General features: G+C 70.6%; 21 protein-coding genes and 1 pseudogene. 7 read left to right on the top strand and 15 right to left on the bottom strand.

Annotated elements, in window-relative coordinates:
* Positions 1–194, top strand: a pseudogene (locus G6038_RS05320) (acetyl-CoA C-acyltransferase); the annotation flags it as partial.
* Positions 195–281: 87 nt separating this feature from the next.
* On the opposite strand, the gene G6038_RS05315 reads toward G6038_RS05320, so the two are convergent.
* From G6038_RS05315 to G6038_RS05300, 4 genes are all read right to left on the bottom strand, one after another.
* Positions 282–938, bottom strand: coding sequence for a GntR family transcriptional regulator (locus G6038_RS05315; RefSeq protein WP_165036288.1), 657 nt, complete (start codon positions 936–938; stop codon positions 282–284).
* A gap of 99 nt (positions 939–1037) precedes the next feature.
* Positions 1038–2027 carry a transketolase C-terminal domain-containing protein gene (locus G6038_RS05310; protein WP_165036287.1) on the bottom strand — a complete coding sequence of 330 codons (990 nt, stop codon included), beginning with the start codon at positions 2025–2027 and terminating at the stop codon, positions 1038–1040.
* Positions 2024–2908, bottom strand: coding sequence for a transketolase (locus G6038_RS05305; RefSeq protein WP_165036285.1), 885 nt, complete (start codon positions 2906–2908; stop codon positions 2024–2026). The genes G6038_RS05310 and G6038_RS05305 overlap by 4 nt, the downstream gene beginning before the upstream one ends.
* A complete protein-coding gene (locus G6038_RS05300; RefSeq protein ID WP_165036284.1) occupies positions 2905–4305 on the bottom strand; it encodes an MFS transporter in 1401 nt (466 codons plus the stop codon). The genes G6038_RS05305 and G6038_RS05300 overlap by 4 nt, the downstream gene beginning before the upstream one ends.
* Positions 4306–4493: 188 nt before the next feature.
* Here G6038_RS05300 and G6038_RS05295 point away from each other — a divergent pair, with 188 nt between their 5' ends.
* The 3 genes from G6038_RS05295 (at position 4494) to G6038_RS05285 (ending at position 6559) form a co-directional block, all read left to right on the top strand.
* Positions 4494–5318: a sugar phosphate isomerase/epimerase gene (locus G6038_RS05295; RefSeq protein WP_165036282.1), complete on the top strand. Its 825-nt coding sequence runs from the start codon at positions 4494–4496 to the stop codon at positions 5316–5318.
* A 32-nt stretch (positions 5319–5350) separates the two neighbouring features.
* Complete coding sequence (locus G6038_RS05290; protein WP_165036280.1) at positions 5351–6124, top strand: SDR family NAD(P)-dependent oxidoreductase; 774 nt, start codon at positions 5351–5353, stop codon at positions 6122–6124.
* A gap of 114 nt (positions 6125–6238) precedes the next feature.
* Positions 6239–6559, top strand: coding sequence for a WhiB family transcriptional regulator (locus tag G6038_RS05285; RefSeq protein WP_165036279.1), 321 nt, complete (start codon positions 6239–6241; stop codon positions 6557–6559).
* 180 nt (positions 6560–6739) lie between these two features.
* Here G6038_RS05285 and G6038_RS05280 read toward each other — a convergent pair whose 3' ends face one another.
* From G6038_RS05280 to G6038_RS05270, 3 genes are all read right to left on the bottom strand, one after another.
* Positions 6740–7540 carry an alpha/beta hydrolase gene (locus tag G6038_RS05280; RefSeq protein WP_165036277.1) on the bottom strand — a complete coding sequence of 267 codons (801 nt, stop codon included), beginning with the start codon at positions 7538–7540 and terminating at the stop codon, positions 6740–6742.
* A gap of 108 nt (positions 7541–7648) precedes the next feature.
* A complete protein-coding gene (locus G6038_RS05275) occupies positions 7649–9412 on the bottom strand; it encodes an ABC transporter ATP-binding protein (protein WP_165036275.1) in 1764 nt (587 codons plus the stop codon).
* Positions 9409–11136: an ABC transporter ATP-binding protein gene (locus G6038_RS05270; RefSeq protein ID WP_206024293.1), complete on the bottom strand. Its 1728-nt coding sequence runs from the start codon at positions 11134–11136 to the stop codon at positions 9409–9411. Before G6038_RS05270 ends, G6038_RS05275 begins: the two co-directional genes overlap by 4 nt.
* 157 nt (positions 11137–11293) lie before the next feature.
* Between G6038_RS05270 and G6038_RS05265 the strand changes: the two genes are divergently transcribed.
* From G6038_RS05265 to G6038_RS05255, 3 genes are read left to right on the top strand one after another with little or no spacing between them, the layout of a single operon-like run.
* Complete coding sequence (locus G6038_RS05265) at positions 11294–11467, top strand: hypothetical protein (protein ID WP_006937887.1); 174 nt, start codon at positions 11294–11296, stop codon at positions 11465–11467.
* 56 nt (positions 11468–11523) lie between these two features.
* A complete protein-coding gene (locus tag G6038_RS05260) occupies positions 11524–12993 on the top strand; it encodes a trehalose-6-phosphate synthase (protein ID WP_165036314.1) in 1470 nt (489 codons plus the stop codon).
* Positions 12990–13517 carry a response regulator gene (locus tag G6038_RS05255; protein WP_346772745.1) on the top strand — a complete coding sequence of 176 codons (528 nt, stop codon included), beginning with the start codon at positions 12990–12992 and terminating at the stop codon, positions 13515–13517. The genes G6038_RS05260 and G6038_RS05255 overlap by 4 nt, the downstream gene beginning before the upstream one ends.
* Before the next feature lie 13 nt (positions 13518–13530).
* Here G6038_RS05255 and G6038_RS05250 read toward each other — a convergent pair whose 3' ends face one another.
* The 8 genes from G6038_RS05250 to G6038_RS05215 form a co-directional block, all read right to left on the bottom strand.
* Positions 13531–14103 carry a twin-arginine translocation pathway signal gene (locus G6038_RS05250; protein ID WP_165036271.1) on the bottom strand — a complete coding sequence of 191 codons (573 nt, stop codon included), beginning with the start codon at positions 14101–14103 and terminating at the stop codon, positions 13531–13533.
* Positions 14100–14630 carry a hypothetical protein gene (locus G6038_RS05245; RefSeq protein WP_165036269.1) on the bottom strand — a complete coding sequence of 177 codons (531 nt, stop codon included), beginning with the start codon at positions 14628–14630 and terminating at the stop codon, positions 14100–14102. The genes G6038_RS05250 and G6038_RS05245 overlap by 4 nt, the downstream gene beginning before the upstream one ends.
* Positions 14630–16045, bottom strand: a complete 1416-nt coding sequence (locus G6038_RS05240) for an MlaD family protein (RefSeq protein ID WP_165036267.1) — start codon at positions 16043–16045, stop codon at positions 14630–14632. The genes G6038_RS05245 and G6038_RS05240 overlap by 1 nt, the downstream gene beginning before the upstream one ends.
* On the bottom strand, positions 16042–17277 hold the full coding sequence (locus tag G6038_RS05235) for an MCE family protein (protein WP_165036266.1): 1236 nt from the start codon (positions 17275–17277) through the stop codon (positions 16042–16044). Before G6038_RS05235 ends, G6038_RS05240 begins: the two co-directional genes overlap by 4 nt.
* Positions 17274–18605, bottom strand: coding sequence for an MCE family protein (locus tag G6038_RS05230; RefSeq protein ID WP_165036265.1), 1332 nt, complete (start codon positions 18603–18605; stop codon positions 17274–17276). The genes G6038_RS05235 and G6038_RS05230 overlap by 4 nt, the downstream gene beginning before the upstream one ends.
* The gene (locus tag G6038_RS05225; protein ID WP_165036264.1) at positions 18602–19660 is read right to left on the bottom strand and encodes an MCE family protein; all 1059 of its coding nucleotides are present in this window, start codon (positions 19658–19660) and stop codon (positions 18602–18604) included. The genes G6038_RS05230 and G6038_RS05225 overlap by 4 nt, the downstream gene beginning before the upstream one ends.
* Positions 19657–20676, bottom strand: coding sequence for an MCE family protein (locus G6038_RS05220; protein WP_006937869.1), 1020 nt, complete (start codon positions 20674–20676; stop codon positions 19657–19659). The genes G6038_RS05225 and G6038_RS05220 overlap by 4 nt, the downstream gene beginning before the upstream one ends.
* Before the next feature lie 72 nt (positions 20677–20748).
* Entirely contained in the window at positions 20749–21927 is a 1179-nt protein-coding gene (locus G6038_RS05215; RefSeq protein WP_165036263.1) for an MCE family protein, read from the bottom strand.
* Positions 21928–21931 lie beyond the last annotated feature (4 nt).

The raw sequence follows: 21931 nt of genomic DNA, 5'->3' as shown, positions 1-21931 counted from the left end.
GGATCGACCCGGCCCGGATCAACGTCAACGGCGGCGCGATCGCGCTGGGCCACCCGCTGGGGATGTCCGGGGCCCGGATCGTGCTGCACCTGGCGCTCGAACTGGCCCGCCGCGGCGGCGGCGTCGGCGCCGCGGCGCTGTGCGGCGGCGGCGGCCAGGGCGACGCCCTCATCGTCCGCGTCCCCAAGGCGTAGGACCCGCGACCTCGAGCATCCGTCGAGGACCGTCACGTTCGGGCGGAGGCGACACGATCGCCTCCGTCCGAACGCGTGTCCGGCGCTTTACGACACGAGATTCGTTGCGGCCCATTTCATGTGGGAACGCACGGTGGCGGCCGCTTCGTCGGAGTCGCCGGTTTCGATGGCGTCGACGATGGCGCTGTGCCGCCCGACGTCCATGTTGCCGACAGCCTTTTCCAGCCCGGCGAACATGATGGACATGCGGATCGACCCTTCGAGGGACTGCCACGAGTGCATCAGCGTCTCGTTGCCGGTCAGACGGCAGAGGATGCGGTGGAAGTTCAGATCCGCCTCGATGCGCGCATCGAGATCGTGCTCGGCACGCGCCATGATGTCGAGCGCCTCGCGCAGGGCCGGGACCACGGTCGAGCGGTCGGGAAGCTCGGCGAGCTCCCGGACCGCGAGGGCTTCGAGGGCCGCGCGGACGGCGAAGATGTCGCGGATCTCCTTGGCGTCGAGGTGGCGGACGTAGAGCCGGCCCCGGGCGCCGGCGGAGATCAGGCCTTCCTGCTGGAGCTGGCGCATGGCCTCGCGCAAGGTGCCGCGGCTGATCTGGAGCATCTCGGACAGCTCGGTCTCGACGAGCGGGCTGCTGGGGGCGAGGGCGCCGCTGGTGATCGCGCTGCGCAGAGCCGCGACGGCCTGCTGGCGCAAACTGGTCTTCTCCAGTCCGAGCAGCGCGGCAGGTTGTGCGGCCATTGATGCCTCCAGGCGGTGTCAGCGGGCGACTGTCGACAGCAGTCTGTCGACAATGATACGGGCCCGCGCCGGTGGCGGCGCGGGCCCGTCCACACTGCGTCAGCTCAGCTCGTCCAGGACGCGGGCGACGATGCGGTCGGTGCTCAGGCCGTAACGATCGTGCAGCGTCGGCAGGGCACCGGCGTCGAGGAAGCGGTCGGGCAGCGCGATCGGGGTGATCTTCCGGCCCAGGCCCGCCCCGACGGCGGCAGCGGCCACCGTTTCGAACAGCCCTCCGACGACCGTGTGATTCTCGAGGGTGACCACGAGGCGGTCCGTGTCGATCTCGGCGAGCACGGTGGCGGCGTCGAACGGTTTGATCGTCGGGGTGTGGATCACGGCGACATCGACGTTGTGCCGGGACAGCTCCTGCGCCGCCTGCAGTGCCCGCATGGTCATCAGGCCGCTGGCGACGAAGACGACGTCGTTGCCGTCGCGCAGCACCTTGGCCTTGCCGAGCTCGAAGGTGTAGTCGTACTCGTCGAGGACGGTGGCGACCTTGCCGCGCAGCAACCGCAGATAGGTCGGCCCCTCGCAGGCGGCCAGCTGTGGGACCGCCTGCTCGATGTCGACCGAGTCGCACGGGTCGACGATCGTCAGGTTGGGCATGCCCCGGAAGATCGCGATGTCCTCGGTGGCCTGGTGGCTCGGGCCGTAGCCGGTGGTCAGGCCGGGCAGGCCGCCGATGATGTTGACGTTGAGGTTCGGTTCGGCGATGTCCAGGCACAGGAAGTCGTAGGCCCGACGGGCGGCGAACACCGAGTAGGTCGAGGCGAACGGCACCAGTCCGGTTTCGGCCATTCCGGCGGCCGCGCCGAGCAGCAGCTGCTCGGCCATGCCCATCTGGAAGAAGCGGTCCGGGAACGCTTCGGCGAAGATGTGCATGTCGGTGTACTTGGCCAGATCCGCGGACAGTCCGACGATCTTGTCGTTCTCCCGGGCCGCCGCGACCAGTGCGTGGCCGAACGGCGCGGCGGTCGTCTTCTGGCCGGGGTCGACGAAGGAGGCGATCATCGCCGACGTCTTGAGCTTGGGGGCGGTGGTGGTCATCGAGCATCCTCGAGGTCGTATCCGGCGGTCAACTGGTCGCGGCAGATCTGCCATTCGTGCTCGTCGATGCGCATGAAGTGGGCCTTTTCCCTGGTCTCCAGCAACGGCACGCCCTTGCCGACTCGCGTGTCGCACAGGACGACCGCCGGCGCGCCGCGCACGGCGGCACCGGCCGCGGCCTCGTCGAAGGCGCCGAGCAGGGCGCCGGTGTCGTTGCCGTCGACGCGGTAGGTGCGCCAGCCGCAGGCGGTCCACTTGTCGTGCACGGGTTCGGTGCTCAGCACCCCGGCGGTCGCGCCGTCGGCCTGCAGGGCGTTGATGTCGACCATCGCGATCAGATTGCCGAGCTGGTGGTGGTGCGCGCTCATCGCCGCTTCCCAGGTCGAGCCTTCGTCGAGCTCACCGTCGGACAGGAAGTTGAACACCCGTGCCTGCGAGTCCTGGTGGCGCAGACCCAGGGCCATTCCCACGGCGATGGGGAGACCGTGCCCGAGCGAGCCTCCGGAGATCTCCATGCCGGGGGTGTAGGTCGACATACCCGACATCGGGAGGCGGGAATCGTCCGAGCCGTACGTCAGCAGTTCGTCGCGGGGAACGATCCCGGCCTCCGCGAGCGCTGCGTACAGGCCGATGGCGTAGTGGCCGGTCGAGAGCAGGAACCGGTCGCGGCCGGCCCAGTCCGGGTCGTCGGCACGGAACCGGAGGTGCTCCGCGTAGACGGTGGCCAGGATGTCGGCCGCGCCGAGGGCCTGTCCGACGTAGCCCTGGCCCTGTTCCTGGCCCATGTCGAGCACATTGTGCCTGAGACGGTAGGCGAACTCGTCGACGGCGGCGAGGCGGCGGTCACGATGGCCGGCGCCGGCGTGCGCAGTGGTGGTCACAGCAGTTCCTTTTCCTTGGTGCTCGATGCCGTCCCGGCCTGACGGCGCAGCGTTGCGCCGCCGGGGCCGGAGGCGTGTTCTTCTGAGCGGGTGGCCTCGTCGGCGAGTCGGCGTTCGGCCGTGCCCCAGGTCTCCCGGGTGAGCAGGGCGGTGATCAAGCCGATCAGCCCGAAGGCACTGAACAGCAGGGCCGGGCCGACCCAGCCGAGAGAGACGTAGAGCAGGGTGGTGACGAACGGGGTGAAGCCGGAGACCATGGCCGAGATCTGGTAGGCCAGGGAGGCGCCCGAGGCACGCCGCGCCGCCTGGAACAGTTCGGGGAACCAGGCCCCCTGGGCGCCGGCGAGGGCGTTCTGGCACACCGCGTAGGCGATGACGATCGTGGCGACGATCAGGACGAACAGGCCGGTGTTGACCAGCAGGAACATCGGCACACCGAAGAGGGTGGCGAAGGCGCACACGCCCAGGTACACCGGGCGCCGCCCGATGCGGTCCGTCAGGGCGGCCCAGGCGAAGGTGGCGACGATGCCGATCGCGGAGGCGACGCACAGCGCCAGGAGCGTTTCGGATTTTCCGGCCAGGTCGTTGGTGTGCAGGTAGGAGATCATGTAGGTGATCGAGACCGCGTAGCCGGCGGTTTCGGCGACCCGCAGCCCGATGCCGCGCAGGATGTCGCGCCAGTCCTTCTTGATCGACTCGAGTACCGGTGAGGCGGCGATCTCGCCGCTGTCCTTGACGTCTTCGAAGACCGGCGACTCGGGCACCTTGGACCGGATGATCAGGCCCACGGCCACCAGGACGATGCTGGCGAGGAACGGCACGCGCCACGCCCAGTCACCGTCGAGGTGCACGCTGAAGAGAAAGACGAGATTCGCCAGCAGCAGTCCGACCGGGAAGCCGGCCTGGACGATGCCGGTGTAGCGGCCCTTGGCCTTCCATGGGGCGTGTTCGTAGCTCATCAGGATCGCCCCGCCCCACTCGGCGCCGAAGGCCAGACCCTGGACGATCCGCACCGTCACCAGCAGGGCCGGGGCGACGAGTCCGACCTGGGTATAGGTCGGTAGCAGGCCGATCGCGAACGTGGCCAGGCCCATGACGATGAGGGAGGCGACCAGGACGGGCTTGCGCCCGATCCTGTCCCCGAGGTGTCCGCCGAGGATGCCGCCGAGGGGCCTGGCCGCGAATCCGACACCGAGGGTGGCGAAGGCGGCGAGGGTACCGATGACCGGATCGCCGCTGGGAAAGAAGGCGGTACCGAAATACAGGGCAGCGGCGGTGCCGAAGCCGATGAAGTCGTAGGTCTCGATGACCGCCCCTACCGAGGAGCCGATCGCGACGCGTTTCGCGTCTTTCGTGCCGTGGACGGGACCGCGCATCCGGAGAGCATCGGTGCTCATGAACATCTCCTCTTCGAACCGGGAGGACCGGTGGGGGATCGGGCAGTGGATGTCGACTGTCAACAGTGTGCACCGAGTGTGACCGCCACCACCAGCCCCTGTCAACCGTCAATCTTCGACCGTTGACTGTTGACAGTGAATAGTTCTACCGTGGTCCCCGTCACCCCCGCTTCCTCGAAGGAGTTCTCGTGGTCCACGACCGGCTCGGCTGCTCGTCGATCAGCTTCCGTCACCTCGCGCTGAGCGACGCGCTCTCCACCATCGCCGAGCTCGGGTTCGCCGAGATCGATCTCGGAGCCCTGCCGGGAGTGTGCGACCACGTTCCCTTCGGACTCGACGCCGCCGGCGTCGAACAGGTGACCAAGGAGGTGGCCGCGTCGGGCCTGCACGTGCGCAGCGTCAACGGCGACATCGGCGACCTCAACCTGCCCCTGACCCCCGCACAGCGCGACGAGCGGAGACGTCACCTCGATCGGCTGCTCACCCTCACCGCCGGTGTCGGGGCCCGGGCACTGGTCCTGCCGTGCGGAGCCCTCGACCACACCCCGGTCCGGTCACTGGACGAGGACCTCGATGCTGTTGCCGCCCAATTGGAATGGGCAGCCGCCGCGGCCCGCACGTTCGGCGTGGCCCTGTGGACCGAGTCGTTGCACGTGTACCGGTTGTGCTGCGACACCGCACGTGCCGCGCAGCTGACCGCCAGACTGTCCCCCGAGATCGGGATCGTGATGGACTTCAGCCACATCATCGCTTCCGGCGGCGACCCGGTCGGCTTCGTCGGCCTGTTCGGCCATCGCATCACCCATGTGCACCTGCGCGACGCCGTCCCGGGGAACATCAATCTCGGCATCGGCAACGGCACCGCCGATTTCGCCGCCGGCATCGACGCCCTCACCGCCTTCGGATACGCGGGCCATTTCAGCCTCGAACTCGAAACCCGCGACATCACCGACGCGGAGCGCCCCGCCGGCACCGCGCAGGCGGCCCGCCTCATCTCCCCCCTCATTCCCTGACCCAGCCATCAACAGCCCTCGAGGAGAAACCCATGTCTTCCACCCAGCGCACCGCCGTCGTCACCGGCGCCACCTCCGAGCGCGGCATCGGCATCGCCACCGCCCGCCGCTACGCCGAAGACGGCTGGGCCGTCGTCGTCCTCGATCTGGACGGTGAAAAGTCCGCCAAGATCGCCGCGGAGATCGGCAGCGACTACTCCGTCCCGGCGTTCGGCCACGAAATCGACGTCGCCGACGAGGCCTCCGTCCAGCGTGCGCACGACGCTGTCGCCGCCGAAGTCGCCGCAGGAACCCTCCCGCCCGTCGGGGCCCTCGCCAACATCGCGGGCATCACCTCACCGGTGCCGTTCCTCGACACCACCCTCGAACTGTGGAACAAGGTCATGGCCGTCAACGCCACCGGCACCTACCTGGTGACCCGCGCCTTCCTGCCGGCGATGATCGACAACGGCTGGGGCCGGATCGTCAACATGTCGTCCGTCTCCGCCCAGCGCGGCGGCGGCGTCTTCGGCAAGGTCCCCTACTCCTCCGCCAAGGCCGCCGTCCTCGGCTTCACCAAGTCCCTCGCCCGCGAACTCGGTGACACCGGAGTGACCGTCAACGCCGTCACCCCCGGAGCGGTCGACACCGGCATCCGGGTGGGCAGCACCCCCGAGCAGGAAGCCGCCATCTGCCGCGACATCCCGCTCGGCCGCACCGCCGGCACCCGCGAAGTGGCCTCGGTCATCACGTTCCTCTCCTCCGAGGACGCCGCATACCTCACCGGCACCACCGTCGACATCAACGGCGGCAGCCACATGCACTGACCGCCAGGAGCTGCGCCCGGACAGACACGGCCCCGCACCTCCTCACCGCGCACTCGGCAGGGAGACCGTGCACTGCACGACAGTGCGGTATCGACTCGCACCCCACCGACGACCATGAGCACACCGTCCGCCCGCGCCTCCGCGGAACTCGCCGTGCCCTCCCGCGACGAGCGGGAGGACTGGACCGCCCGCGCCGACTGCCGGTTCGTCGAGCCGTCCGTGTTCTTCGGCCCGGACGACGAGCCACGCGGTGCCCGCCTACGACGGGAACGCACCGCGAAACAGATCTGCCACACCTGCCCGGTCCGAATCCCGTGCCGTGCTTATGCACTCGACAGCCGGCAGAGGTACGGCGTCTGGGGCGGCACCACCGAAGCGGAACGCCGAGTCCGGCACCCCGCCCTCCCGGCAGCCGTCCCGCCGGAACCGAGGTGACACGATCACCTCGTTCACCCGTGAACCGGTGACACCGAACCCGTGTCACCGGTTCACGAGTCCGCCACCGCCCACGAAGCGGTCACGCGGCGGAATGCCGTGGCGGCGAGTGAAACCCCGACACGCCACGGGCCGCAATCCCGGTCTCGGTCTCGGTCTCGGTCTGGGTCTCGGCGAGGTTCAGCTCCCCAGGAACTCCAGCAGCACCTTGTTCACGGCCTCCGGCTGCTCCAGGTAGCCGTAGTGCCCGGCGTCCGGGATCTCCTGGTAGCTCGCGCCGGGTATCGCGTCGGCGACCTCCCGCGACAGGTACGCCGGGATCATCCGGTCGTCGGCGAAACCGACGGCCAGGCACGGCACGCGCACCGCCCGGTAGGCCGCGCGACGGTCGAACTCGCGGTCCATTCCCAGCTGCGCCCGCACGCCCGGCGACGTCTTGCCGCCGGTGAACTCGAACACGTCGAGCCAGTCCCGCGCGGTGTGCGGGTCCGCCAGCGACGCCGGCGACAGGTTCATCACGGCCGTGACCGCCGCCCGGTACTTCGGGGGCAGCTCGACCCGGCTGTCGTACAGCTGCCGCTCGCCCTCGGTGAGGGTGAGCTGGAACTGGTCCATGCGCGCGTGCCCGGCCAGGAACACCGCCTTGCGCACCAGGTCCGGGCGCGCCAGCGTCAGCTCCTGCGCGACACGCGCGCCCATCGAGGTGCCCACGACGTACGCGGGACCGCCGAGCAGCTCGATCAGTCCGGCGGTGTCGGCCACCAGGTCGTCGATGGTCATGCCGCCGAGGCTCTCCCCCGACGGCGCGATGCCGCGGTTGTCGAAGGTGGCAACGCGGTAGCCGGCCTGGACCAGCGCGGGGACCTGGTGCAGGTCCCAGACCCGGCCGGGGCTGCCCGTCCCCATGATCAGCACGACGAGGTCGCCGGTCCCCTTGACCTGGTAGTTCAGCGGGATGCCGTTGATGGTCGCGATGGGCATGAAGACCTTCCTGTGGTGGGTGGCACGGGTGCGGCCGTACGGCCGCACGGGCACAACGGACCGATCCACACTACCCTGCACCGCAGGTCGCGACCCTGGCAGCACAGCTCAGGCGCCGGCCTGCCAGGCCCGCCAGAGCCGGGCATAGCGGCCTCCGGCGGCGACGAGCGCCGCGTGCGGTCCCTCCTCGACGACCCGGCCCGCCTCGAGCACGACGACCCGGTCCGCCGCCGCGGCCTGCGTCAGCCGATGCGCCACGACCAGCGCAGTGCGTCCCCGCGTCACGACGGCCGCGGCCGCTTCGAGGGCCCGTGCGCCCGCGCTGCCGGCCTCCGCGGTCGCCTCGTCGAGCACCACCACCGGCGGATCGGCGATCAGCACCCGCGCCAGCGCGAGCTGCTGGGCCTGGGCCGCGGTCAGGGGGTGTCCGCCCTCGCCGACGACCGTGTGCAGGCCGTCGCCGAGCGCGCGGACCCACTCGCCGGCCCCGACCGCGTCGAGGGCCGCTCCCACCTCGTCCGCGGTGGCGCCGGGCCTGGCCAGCCGCACGTCGTCGAGCAGTGGCCCGGCGAACACGTGCACCTCCTGGCTGACGATCACGACACTGCGGCGCAGCCGCGCTCCGAGGTCGCCGAGCGACCGGCCGCCGATACGGACCTCCCCCGAGGTGGGCGTGACGACGCCGGCCGCGGCGGCGGCGACCGTCGACTTCCCGGCGCCGGTCGAGCCGACCAGGGCCACCGTCTCCCCCGGCGCGACCTTCAGGTCCACGCCGTGCAGGACCTCCGGCCCGTGCCGGTATCGGTGCCGCACCCCGGCCAGTTCCAGCGCCGGCGGACCGTCACGCGGGTCGTGCGCGTCGCACTCCGGCGGCCCTGCCGGCGGGAGCTCTGCGACGCCCACGAGCCGGGCCAGGCTGGCGCCCGCGGACTGGACGTCGTCGAAGGTGAACAGCAGGAGCCCGAGCGGCGAGAACAGGCGGTGGAACAACAGCGCCGCCGCGGTGGCCTCGCCGACGGTCACCGCATCCGCCCGCACCAGCACGAACCCGGCGACGAGAAGCGCCGAGAGACCGACGAATTCGGCCCGGTTGGCGCGGCCCGCGAACCGGGTGAACAGGCCGAACACGCCGACGGTGAGGTCGCGGGCGCGGCCCGACGCGGCGTCGATGCCGGACAGGTGGGCCGGGTCGAGCCCGTAGGCGCGGACCGTGCGCACCCCGTGCATGCTGCTGACGAGTGCCTGCGACCGTTCCCCCATCGCCACCCGCTCCGCCGCGTACAGCGGCGCCGACCGGGGCAGGTACCAGCGCAGGGCGAGCGCATACATCGGCAGCGCGACGAGCCCGGCGAGACCGAGCCGCCAGTCGATCCCGACCATGGCCGCGACGCTGACGGCGACCAGCATCAGCGCCGCCACCAACTGCGGTACCACCGAGACCAGCGCCTTCGCCAGCACCGCGACGTCGTCGCCGACACGGGAGAGGACGTCGCCGTGCCCGGCGCGTTCGACGGTGTCGGTGGGCAGGCGCAGCACCCGCGCCAGGACCGTCTCGCGCAACCGGGCCAGCACCGTCTCACCCAGGCGCGCAACGAGGTGCAGGCCGGCACCGTCGAGCACCCCGCCGACGACCGCCGCGGCTGCGATCAGCGCGACGACCCACACGATCGTGGACATCGGCGCCTGGTCGCGCACCCGGTCGACGAGGACGCCGAGGACGCGCACCGGCACCACGGCGGCGACCGCGGCCCCGACGGACACCGCCACGGTGAGCACGACCCGGCCCGGGGCGGTGCGCAGCTGCGCCCCCAGCCAGCGCCACGACCGGCCGGCGGAGGCGATCGGCAACAGCTCGGACTCGTGCGCCGTCATCGCAGCACCGCCGTTCGGTAGGTGGGGTGGGTGGCGGCCAGTTCGGCGTGGGTGCCGGCGGCGACGATCCGGCCGTCGTCGACCACGACCACGCGGTCCGCGACGGCGAGCAGCGCCGGGCTCGAGGTGATGACGACGGTCGCGTGTCCGTCTCCGTCGCGCCGCACGCGTGCGATCCCCTCCGCGACGGCCTGCTCGGTGACGGCGTCGACGGCGGTGGTCGGCTCGTGCAGCACCAGCACCGGGGCGCGCCGCGCCAGCGCCCGCGCGAGCGCCACCCGCTGGCGCTGCCCGCCGGACAGGCTGCTGCCGCGGTCGACGATCTGCCGGTCGAGGCCGTCGGGGTGGGTCTCGGCGACCTGCCCGGCGGCGGACGCTCCGAGCACCTCCGGGGGTACGCCACCGGACGGGTCACGCATGCCCGCCGTGATGTTGTCGGCGAGTGTTCCGGCGAACAGGTCGCTGTGGTGCGGTTCGGCGAGGACGGTCCGGCGGGCGGCGACGGGGTCGAGCGCGCCGAGCGGCACTCCCCCGACAGTCAGTTCGCCGCGGACGTCCTCCGGCGGCACCTGCCCGGACAGCACGTCGGCGAGGGCCTCCGCGTCCTGCGGCCGGTAGGCGAGGACACCGAGCAGTTCCCCCGGCGCGACGGTCAAATCCATCCCGCGCAGCGACCGGTAGCCGAGTCCGCGCAGCTCGAGGCGGCCGTCCGAGGGTGTCCCGGTTCCGGCCGGCAGCAGCGACGGCGCGTGCAGCACCAGCGACAGCCGGTCCGCGGAGGCGCGGGACGCCGCCCACGACGACGGCAGGGCGGCGAGCGTCCCGAGAGGTTCGACGACGAACTGGGCCAGGCCCACGACGGTGATGAGCTCGCCGACCGAGATCCGGCCGGCGAGCGCGGCCCAGCCCGCGACGCCCGCGACCGCGACGGACAGCAGCGCGCTCACCGCCGCCGAGGTGCCGGTGTAGACGCCGGCGGCGCGGGTCGCGCGCAGGGTCGAGGCGAGCGCGTCCGCGCTGGCCTCCCGGTAACGGCGGGTGGCCGCCGGCTCGGCACCGAGGCCGCGGAGCGGCCGCAGCCCCGTGACGAGGTCCGTCGCCAGGCCCGACGCCCGCGCCACCGCCTCCTGCTGTGCGGTGATGCGCCGGGTCAGCAGGGGGGTGGCCCGGTCGAGCGCGACGAGGATCGCGGGCGTGCCCAGCAGCACCAGCAGACCGAGGGGAACGTCGACGAGCAGCAGCGCCACCGCGGCCCCGGACACCGCGGTGAGCGCCGCGGCGGTGGCGGGCACCACGTGCAGGATCTGCGCGGCCCGCCCGGTGTCGGTGGTCGCCACCGCCAGGAGTTCCCCGGTGCGCAGGGAGGTGCGCACCCCGCGCGGATCGAGGATCCGGCGCGCCACCGCGAGCCGCAGCCGGTGCGACTCGGCCTCGATCGCCGTGACGAGCCGGCGCGCACCGAAACGCCACGAGTAGGTGAGCACGACGAACAACGCGGCCAGACCCGCGAGGGCGACGACCAGCGCCGGGACGTTGCCGTCGGTGACCGGTCCGTCGATGATCACCCCGATCGCAACGGGCACGAGGGTCTCCATCACCTGGTGCAGCGAGACGAGTGGGGTGCCGACCGCCAGGGCGGCCCGCTGGTCCGCGATCGTGCGCCGCAACAGTCGCAGACCCGGCTTCTTCCCGTCGCCGATCCGGCGGTCACCGTCACCGCTCATGTGTTCCACCACACGAAACTCTCCGTTCCACGTCGCCACCCCGAGAAGTGAGCCAACCCTAACTTGGAGCGCGGGTGGCGTCGGAGTCGCCGGTTCTCATAGAGTCGCACTACGAATGACCTGCTCGAACGGAGCAGCCAGCCCGGGAGGAACCACCATGGCCGCGGACGCCACCACCGAGAACGACATCCCCGACGAGGAACTCGAACCCGTCGCGGACGAGACGGCCCGTCAGGCGCAGCGTGTCGTCGCTGCATACGCGGAGGATGCGGACGAATGCCGCATGCTGCTGTCCATGCTCGGCATCGGACCGAACCCGAAGACGGACTGAGCGGATACCGGCGGACAAGGACAGAGGAGCACCACGTGGCTGCAGGTGAGGAGTCGATGCACGTGGGTGGTTCGGACTTCGTGGTCGTCGCGAACCGCCTGCCCGTCGACCTCGAGCGTCTTCCGGACGGCTCGACCCGATGGAAGCGCAGCCCGGGTGGCCTCGTCACCGCGCTCGAGCCGATCCTGCGCAACAACCGCGGAGCGTGGGTCGGCTGGGCCGGTGTCGCCGACGCGGAGCTCGACCCGATCGTCGAGGACGGCCTCGAGCTGCATCCGGTGCCGCTGAGCGGGCAGGAGATCGCCGACTACTACGAGGGCTTCTCCAATGCGACGCTGTGGCCGCTGTACCACGACGTCATCGTCCGGCCGGAGTACCGGCGGGAGTGGTGGAACACCTACGTCGAGGTCAATCGCCGGTTCGCGGAGGCGACCGCGAAGGCGGCGGCGCAGGGCGCGACGGTGTGGGTGCAGGACTACCAGCTGCAGCTGGTGCCGAAGATGCTGCGGATGCTGCGGCCGGATCTGACCATCGGTTTCTTCCTGCACATTCCGTTCCCCCCGGTGGAGCTGTTCATGCAGATGCCGTGGCGGACCGAGATCGTCGAGGGCCTGCTCGGCGCCGATCTGATCGGCTTCCATCTGCCCGGCGGCGCCCAGAACTTCCTGTATCTCGCGCGCCGGCTGGCCGGTCATCAGACCTCGCGCGGCACCGTGGGCGTGCGCTCGAAGCTCGGGGTGGTGCAGGTCGGGTTCCGGGCGGTGCGCGTCGGGGCGTTCCCCATCTCCATCGACTCCGGGCAGCTCGACGAGCGGGCCCGCCGCAAGTCGATCCGCGACCGCGCCAAGCAGATCCGCAAGGAGCTCGGCAACCCGAAGCACATCATGCTCGGCGTCGACCGGCTCGACTACACCAAGGGCATCGACGTCCGGCTCGACGCGCTGCTCGAGCTGATCGCCGAGGGACGGGTGGATCCGGCCGAGACGGTGATGGTGCAGCTGGCCACCCCCAGCCGCGAACGCGTCGAGTCGTACGTGCAGATGCGTGGCGCCATCGAGAAGACGGTCAGCCGGATCAACGGCGAGTACGCCGAGGTGGGCCGGCCCGTGGTGCACTACATCCACCGGCCCATTCCGCGCGACGAGCTGATCGCGTTCTTCGTCGCGGCCGACGTCATGCTGGTGACGCCGCTGCGCGACGGCATGAACCTCGTCGCCAAGGAGTACGTGGCCTGCCGCAGCGACCTCGGCGGCGCCCTCGTACTGAGCGAATTCACCGGGGCGGCAGCGGAACTGCGCCAGGCGTTCCTGTGCAACCCGCACGACCTCGAGGACGTCAAGGACAAGATGGAGGCGGCGCTGAACCAGTCCCGCGAGGACGGTCGGCGGCACATGCGGGCACTGCGCCGGCAGGTCCTCGCCCACGACGTCGACCGGTGGGCGCGCTCCTTCCTCGACGCACTCGCGCATCAGGGCGCGGCCGGTCCGGCGCTGATCGCGCCGGCGGAGGTCGGCGAGCCCGAGTGACAAGCACACCGGACCGCGAAGCCTACGGTTTCCGGTCGTCGTCCGAGCGCAACGTCGAGGAGGCGGCGACCGGGACACCGGTACACCGCACGCCCGCCGAGTCCCTCGACGTGCTGCTCGTCGAGGACGACGCCGGGGACGAGCTGATCATCCGGGAATCGTTCGAGGCCAACGAGATCGGTAGCACGCTGCACGTGGTCCGGGACGGCGCGGAGGCTCTCGACTTCCTGTACCGGCGCGGGGCCCACGCCGGCGCCGCGCGGCCGGCGCTGGTGCTGCTCGATCTGAACCTGCCGAAGTACGACGGGTGGCAGGTGCTCGAGGCGGTGAAGGCCGATCCCGACCTGGCGTCCATCCCCGTCGTCGTGCTGACGACGTCCACTGCCGAGGAGGACGTGGTGCGCAGCTACCGGTTGCGGGCCAACGCCTACGTCTCCAAGTCGGTGGACTTCGACCGGTTCGTCGCCACCGTGCGACACATCGACCGGTTCTTCGTGCACATGGTGCGCCTGCCCGGCCGCTGACCGTCCGCCCGGCTCAGATCGGGGTCAGGCGGCTCACCAGCCAACGGCCGTCGTGCTTCTCGAGTTCGACGCGGACGCGGCTGCCGCTGCTGACCGCCTCGGGATTGACGGAGCTGGTGGTGATCTGGTTGAGGAAGAGCAGGGTCACCGCCCGGTCGGCCTCGGCCGACACGACCGACGACGCCTGCACGCTCACCTGCACGGTGATCGACTTCTCCTTCGCGCCGGGCGCGATGACGTTCTTCATCAGGTTGGTGTACTCGTCCCGGAAGTCGCCGGTGAGCCCGTCGGAGGCCGCGGCGACCTGCTCGTCGACCGTGGCGTGGTCGTACGCGAGCATCGCGACGGCCTGCTCCTCGGCGGCCTGCAGGGCCTCGGTCCGGGCCGCCTCGGCGCCGCCGCGCTCGACCTTGTCGTACACGCCGAACCCCACCAGGCCGGCGAGCACGATCGCCGCGGCGGTGAGGGCCGCGAGCAGCAGTCGCCGCGTACCGCTTTCGGAGCCGGGCGGTGTGGTGCCCTCCACGCCCGCGGTGTCGTCGGCCTTCTCGAGGGTCACGGCCTCGTTCTTCGAATTCTCGGTCATGGCACGAAATCCACCTTCGAGGCCAGCAGCCGGCCGTTCTCGTCGCAGATCGTCACCCGCAGCCGGAAGTCACGGGGCTCGGGTTCGGTCTGTTCCACGTTGGACACCATCGACCGCGCGGCCACCAGAGAGGACATGCAGGCACCGTCCTCGGCCTGGATGCCGGCCTCGATCACCTCGCCGGTGGTGTCCACGTTCGCCTTGGTCACCACGTCGACGAAAGGTCCCTCGCGTCCTTCGAATTCGGCCTTGAAGTCCCCGGTCGCCCCGTCGAGCAGACGCTGTACGTCCTCGGCCGCGCTCTGCGGGTGGATGGTGGTCAGATTCAGCACGGTCTGCCGCGCGGCCTGCAGGTACGCCGCCCGCCGGGCGTCGTGGTCGCGGTCGGCCGTCGCGTCGAGCCACAGCCACACTCCGGCGCCCACCAGGGCGAGGACGATCAGGGCCGCGATCGCGGGGAGCACCCGGCTCTGCCGGACGGGTCCGGTCTGCGGCGTCGATGTCGTGGTGGTCTCTTCGTCCGCCATCAGCCTTGCTGCGCCTTCATGTACGTCTCCAAACTGGTCTCGGGGCCGGTCTCGACGTTGCGATACACCGTACCGTCGGGACCGATGTACGTTCCCGTCTCCGGGTCGATGCCGCGCGCCGTCACCCCGGCGGGTGCGGCCGCACTCGGCCCGGTCGCGTGCGCGGCGGGCACCGGCATGTCGCTTTCCGACTGCACGGGCGTCGGCGCGCCCCGCCACGGGTTGTCGAGGTACTCGGGCTGGTACCCGTTGCGGCACGCCTCCGGCGTGGGGGCGCGCCGGCCCGGGAACTCCATGCACGGCAGATTCCGCGCGCCGCGCACGGCGTTCGGATCCGACTGCGGGAGCTTGCAGTACACCGCGCCGGGGGTGTCCACCATCGTGGTGTCAGCAGGGCTGCGCCACTGTTCGGGTGGCAGGAAGCCGGACAGGCACGGCGGCGGATCGTGCAACTGCAGGTGGAAGTCGACGACCGCGCCGTCCTCGGCCGGTCCGCTGCCGGCCGCGGTGATCAGCGCCGTGGTCATCGGCGGGTACAGCACCAGGATCTGTTCGATGCCGGCGTTGTAGATCACGCCCACCTCCCCGACGCTGACCATGTTGGCCAGCAGCAGCGGCAGCGTCGGCCGCAGATCCTGCAGCAGCTGTTCGGCCTCGGCCGCGGCGCCCGGCCCCTTCGCGAGCACCGCCCGCAGGTCGGTGTCGGCGGCCCGCAGCCCGTCGGTGAACGTCAGCATGTCCCGGGTCCAGGAGCGGATCGCGTCGCTGGTGACGACCTGGGTGTCGAGCAGCGGACCGAGCTGATCGAGCAGTGCCTTCGTCTGCCCGCTGCCCGCGCTCGCCTCCTGCACGAACAGGCGGGTCGAGTCGATCAGCCGCTGCAGGTCCGGTCCCGACCCGTTGAACGCGTCGAACGACTCGTCGACGACGGTGCGCAGCCGTGTGTCGCTGATGCTGGCGAGCAGGACGTCGGCCTGGTCGAGGAGCTCGCCCACCTCCTGCGGCACCGACGCCCGGTCGGCCGGGATCACGTCGCCGTCCGACAGATACTCCCCGCTCGAACCATCTTGCGGGGGAACGAAGTCCACGTACTGCTCGCCGACGGCGGACACGCTGCGCACCGCCGCGTCGACGTCGGCGGGGATCGCGCGGTCGCTGTCGATCGACAGGACCGCCTCCACCCCGGTGGGCGAGAGCTGCACCTTGTCGACCACCCCGACCGTGTTGCCGCGGTAGGTGACGTTGGCGTGCGGGTAGAGCCCGCCGGTGGAGGGCAGCTCCACGATCACCGTGTACCGGCCGACGCCGAACAGCTGCGGGAGCTTGACGTACTGCAGTGACATCACCAGCAACCCGACCACCGTGAGCACCGCGAAGATCGCGAGCTGGATCCGGACGAACTTCGACAGCATCATGGTGCCGGCACCCCCAGCGGGGGCAGCCCCGGAATGGTGATCTCCCCCAGACCGGGGACCGACAGGGTCGCGGCCGGGCCGGGCGCGGGTTGCGCGGCCGGCTGCTCGAGCGGGGCCTGGAAGGGGTCCGCGGACTGGGCCGCCAGCCCGGCGTCCCGGCCGAGGATGCCCTCCGGGCCGGCGAGGCGCCCGGCGAGCGGGGTGCCGGTGAGGAAGTTCAGGTCCAGCCGTTCGAGGGTGAGGTCGATGGTCATGGCGAGGTTCGCGTAGTCGCCCCGGATCACCTGGTCGATGCCGGCCTGCGGGAACGGATAGGTCAGGAGCACGCCGAGCACCTCGGTCAGCGCGTTGCCCGAGTCGGCGAGCGCACGCAGTGTCGGAGCCAGCGCCTGCAGGTTGGTCTGCAGGTCCTCGCCGCTGTTCTCGACGAGCCGGCTGGCCACGGTGCTCATCTCGCCGAGCGAGGTGAGCGCGGTGGTCAGGTCCTGTCGCTGCTCCACCAGCACGTTCAGCGCGGCCGGCATCTCGTCGAGCGCCCGGACGAGGGTGGCGTTCTGCGCGTCGACCGTCCACGCGAGCCGATCGATGCCCTCCATCGCGGCGATGATGTCGCCGCGCTGCCGGTCGAGGGTGCCGACGAGTTCGTCCAGCCGCGGCAGCAGGTTCCGGATCGAGTCCTCCCGTCCGTTCAGCGCCGCGTTCAGCTCGGTGGTGATGTCGTTGATCTGTGCGAGTCCACCGCCGTTGAGGACCACCGACAGCGACGACAGCGTCTGCTCGGTGGTCGGGTACGCCCCGGCCCGCTCGAGCGGGATCAGGTCGCCGTCCTCGAGCCGGCCCTGCGGCGGCTCGTCCGCCGGCGACGCCAGTTCGAGGTGCTGCGAGCCGAGCAGGCTGGTCTGCCCGATCTTGGCGGTGGCGTTCGCCGGGAGGTCGACGTCGCCGTCGAGGGCCACCGTCACGAGGGCGTGCCAGTCCTCGACCTCGATCTTCGTGACGCTGCCGACCTGGACGTCGTCGACCCGCACCGGCGAGTTCTGGGTCAGGGTGGTCACGTTCGGCATCTGGATCCGTACCTGGTAGGCGTCCTCGCCGTGCCCAGCGGTGCCGGGGAGGGGAAGCGAGTTCAGCCCCTCCCACTCGCATCCGGTCAACGTCAGCGCCGCCGCGACCAGCATCGCGGCGACGGCACCGCGCCGCGTCGGGTGGGAGTGCCGGATTCGGGTGCTCATCGTCCTCCTCCCGGCTGCAGCAGCGCCCCGAGGTCGGGGGGAACCGTCACGGTGGGCAGGTCCGAGAGCGGCCCGGCCGGCGGCGGCGTGGCGTCCGCGGGTGCGGTACCCCGCCCCGCGGCCGCGGCTTCCGCCTCGAGACCCGGCTCGGTGTACTGGATCTGGCCGGGGAACGCCTCCACCGCGGCGATGGGGTTGGTCATGACCGGCAGATAGTTCATCGCCAGCGACTGGAGTACCGGTCCGAGCTGCTGGCGGCACAGTTCCGCGCTGCGGTCGGAGGTGGCGTTCGCCGCGGCGGCCACGGACCCGCACATGAACTCGACGGGGTTGGCGAGATTACTGATCGCCAGCGCACCGGTGAGCGAACCCTGCGCGGGCTTGTAGATGTCGTAGAAGTTCGCCAGCGCCGTCGGTCCGGAATGCAGGACCCGCTCGATCTCGGGCCGCTTGCGGGCGAGCACCTCGGTGGCGTCGGCGAGGCGCTGCACCGACTCGGTCAGCGCGGCCCGGTTGTCCTGCACGAACCGCTGCACGTCGCCGACCGCGAGGTCGAGGTCCGCGAGCGACGTGCCGAGCTGGTCCGAGCTCTGGGCCAGGACGTCCGAGACCGACGCCAGCCGGCCGCCGAGCTGCACGATCTGCTCGTTGCTGGTCGAGAGGACCGACACGAACGCCTGCAGGTTCCGGACGGTGCCGAACAGGTCGGTGCGCCCTTCCGACAGGGTGTGCATCGTGTCGGACAGTTCGCGCAGTGTGGCGCGGATGGTCAGGCCGTTGCCGTCGAGGTTCTCGGCGGCGGTGTCGATGAAGCGGCCGAGCGAGCCCTGGGGATCGAGGCCCTGGGGGCCCAGCGCCTCCGACAGGCGCATCAGTTCCGTCTTGATCTGGTCCCATTCGACCGGCGAGGCGGTGCGCTCGACCGGGATCGTCGCGTCGTCGGCGAGCTGCGGGCCGCCCGAGTACACCGGGGTCAGCTGGACGAAGCGCGCGGACACGAGGCTCTGCGCGATGATCACGGCCTTGGCATCGGCCGGGACGTCGACGGAGTCGTCGACCTGCATCTGCACGCGCACCAGGTCGTCGCCCGGCTCGATGCGGGTGATCGTGCCGACGCTCACGCCCAGCACGCGCACGTCGTCGCCCTCGTACAGGCCGCTCGTGGAGACGAATTCGGCGTTGATCGTGCGCTTCCCCCAGCCGGGCAGCACCACGGCGAACGCGACGAGGGCCAGGGCCACCACCGCGACACCGGCGATCACCGGCAGCAGCAGACGGCGGTTCTTCCCGGTCCGGTCCTCCGGGGCTTCAGGAGCGTCGGTGCTCATTCGCCATCCTTCGTGATCGACGGCGGGTCCTTCGGGATGATGTCCTGCAGGTCCTGCTGCAGCAGTTCGGGGGCGACCATGCTGTCGACCAACGCCTTCCACCACGGCGCGGGCAGGACGTTCGACACGTACGCGTTGAAGAACGGGCCGCTCGCGACGGACTCGCCGAGCGCGCTGATGTACGGTCCGAGCCCGTCGAGGGCGCCGGCGATGTTCTCCTTGTTCGCCTGCAGATTGGCGGTCACCGCGTTGAGCTTGTCCAGGGTGGGAGCCATCTGCGCCTGGTTCTCCTGCACCAGGGCGGACAACTGCCTCGAGACCGCGGAGATGTTCGCGATCAGCTCGGTGATCGCGTCGCGCCGCAGGCTCAGCTCCCCGAAGAGGGCGTTGGCGTCCACCACGAGCGCGTTGATCCGGTCGCTGCGCTCGGCGAGGATGCCGGTCACCGATTCGGCGCGGGCCAGCAGGTCCTCGAGCGACTCGTCGCGCGCGTTGATGGACCGGGACAGCCTGGTCATGCCCTCGAGCGCCCCCCGCAACTCGGGCGGGGTGTCCTGCAGCGAATCCGACAGCGCGTTGAGCGAGTCGTTGATCTGCTCGGTGTCGAGATCGGACACCGTGGTCGTGAGGTCGCCGAGGGCATCGGTGAGCGAGTACGGGGAGTCGGTGCGCGACGACGGGATCGGCTCGCGCGGGTCGAGGGTCCCCGAACCGTAGGGTTGCACGGCGAGCGACTTGCGGCCGAGCACCGTGTTCGTCTTGATGTCGGCCCCGGTGTCCTCGCCGAGCGCAATGCCGTCGCGGACGGTGAAGGCGACGAGGACCTGCCGGTCGTCGAGGCGGACGTCGGTGACCTCACCGACGTCGACGCCGGCGAGGGTGACGGAGTCGCCGGGCACGAGACCGCCGGCGTCGGCGAAGTACGCCGAGTAGGTCAGGCCGCCGGAGAGGAACTGCAGCTGGTCGTACTGCAGACCGGCGAGCACCGTCGCGGCCGCGACGGACAGGCCGACGATGCCGACCTGCACGGGATTGCGTTCACGGATCGGACTCATTCGATCTTCGCGCACCTTCCGGTCGTCTGCTCGGCCGATGTGAAACGGATGGTGGTCCCGTCCGGTCCCGAGAACTTGAACGTGTTGGCACACAGGAAGAATTGGAAGAAGTTGCCGTACACCCCCACCCGGATGAGCTTCTTGTAGTCGTTCGGCAGCCGCTCGAGCGTCCGGTTGATGTCGTCGCGCCCGAGGTCGAGCTGTGTCATGGTGCGGTTGGTCTCGGCGATCACCGACTGCAGGTCCGGCCGGTTGTTCTGCAGCAGCGACGCGAGATCCCCGGTGCCGGCCGCGATCCGCGGGATGGCGGTACCGATCGGATCGCGGTCCTGCGCGAGCCCGCTCACCAGGGTCTGCAACCGGTCGACGGTCTCGGTGAACTGCTGATCGTTCTCGTCGATGGTGGCGAGGACGGCGTTGAGATTGTCGATGACGTCGCCGATCAGCCGGTCCCGGTCGGCGAGGGAGTTCGTGAACGAGTTGGTGTTGCCCAGCAGCGACACCAGGGTGCCGCCCTGCCCCTGGAAGACCTGGAGCAGCGCCCCGGACAGGTCGTTGACCTGCTGCGGGTCGAGGCCCTGCAACAGCGGCTTGAATCCGCCGAGCAGCAGGTCGAGGTCGAGCGCGGGTTCGGTCTGCGCCACCGGGATCGTGCCGCCGGCCGGCAGCGTCTCGCCGGTCCCCGGTCCCTCGAGCAGCTCGAGATAGCGGTCGCCCACGAGGTTCTCGTACCGCACCGTGGCCTTGGTGCTCGCCAGCAGCGTGTGCTCGGCGTCGACGTCGAAGGACACCTCGGCCTGGTTGCCGCGACCGATGTCGACGCTGTCGACCGACCCGACGGGCACCCCGGCGATGCGGACCTTGTCGCCGGCCTGCAGTCCGGACACGTCGGTGAACGTCGCGTGATAGGTCTGCGTGCCGGTGAACCGCACCTGGCTGAACACGATCGCCAGTGCCGCGAAGATCAGCACCATCACGACCGTGAACGCGAGGAACTTGACCGTGGTGGCCCTCACCGGATCACCCCGTCCCCTCGCGGCGCCCGGTCCACCGGGCGGGTCCACGTCCGCAGCTGCGGCTCCGGCATCTCACTCGCCTCCCGGGAGCATGTCGCCGAACAGGAAACCGAAGATCGTCGGGTATCGCACCCACGTCTCGGTGTTCGGGTGGAACGGCACCGGGTGGGTGTCGGCGACGACGAAGGGGGCATGACCGTCACGCTTGGGATCGAAGGTGGGCAGCCCGTGGCAGTTCGGCCCGCCCGTCGCCCCCACCACCGGCAGGTCCTTCTCGTGGTCGTACCTGGTGGCGCCGCCCAGGAAGTTCGTGCTCAGCATCAGGGCCGGGTACTTACCGGTTCCGGCCATGGGCTCGAACGCGATTCGCGCGTCGTTGAGCCCGACGATGAAGCACGTCAGCTCCGGCGAGTACTCACCGAGCAGCGTCGTGGTCTCCGTCAGCAGGTCCAGCGCCGAGGTCAGCTGCGCCTCGTTCTCGCCGAGGACGTCACGACCGGTGTTCGCCAGGCCGGTGACGTTCATCAGCATCAGGTCCAGGTTGGCCTGCTCGTCGACGACGGTGTTGCCGATCGAGGTGGCGTTGTCGAGCAGGTTCATCACGTCGGGCGCGACGTCGGCGTACAGGTTGGTGACGTCGGCGGCTACGGCGAGGTCGTACTGCAGTTGCGGCAGCGACGGATTCATCGTCGCGAGGTAGTCGTCGGCCTCGACGAGGGTTGCGCCGAGGGTGTCGCCGCGACCGTTCAACGCCTCGGAGATCGCCCCGAGGGTGGCGTTGAGCTTCTCCGGTTGGACCTGCGCGAGCACGTCGGACAGGTGCTGGAAGACCGTGTTGAACTCGACGGTGACGTTCTCGGCCGCGATGATCGCGCCCTCCTGGAGCGGCACCGGCGACGGATCGTCCGGCATGAGCAGGTTGACGAACTTCGCGCCGAACACGGTGGTGGACTCGATGGCCACGCGCACGTTGGACGGCACCAGGTGCAGCTGTCCGGGATCCATCGCGAGCTGCAACAGCGCGCCGTCGGGGCTGTGCTCGACGGACCGGACCCGGCCCACCTCGACACCGCGGAGCTTGACCTTCGCGTCGGGCTCCATCACCAGGCCGGATCGTGCCGAAGTGACCGTGACCGGCGTGGTGGCGGTGAAGGCACCGGCGAACATCAGCAGCGCCAGCGCGACGGCCACGGTGAGTCCCCCGACGAGACCGAGGGCCGCGAGTTTCTTCTTCCAGGAAGGGGTGTCCATGCGC

Source organism: Rhodococcus sp. 14C212 (genome assembly GCF_011058195.1).
Lineage (GTDB): Bacteria > Actinomycetota > Actinomycetes > Mycobacteriales > Mycobacteriaceae > Rhodococcus > Rhodococcus aetherivorans.
This window is presented reverse-complemented; position numbering and strand designations above follow the sequence as displayed.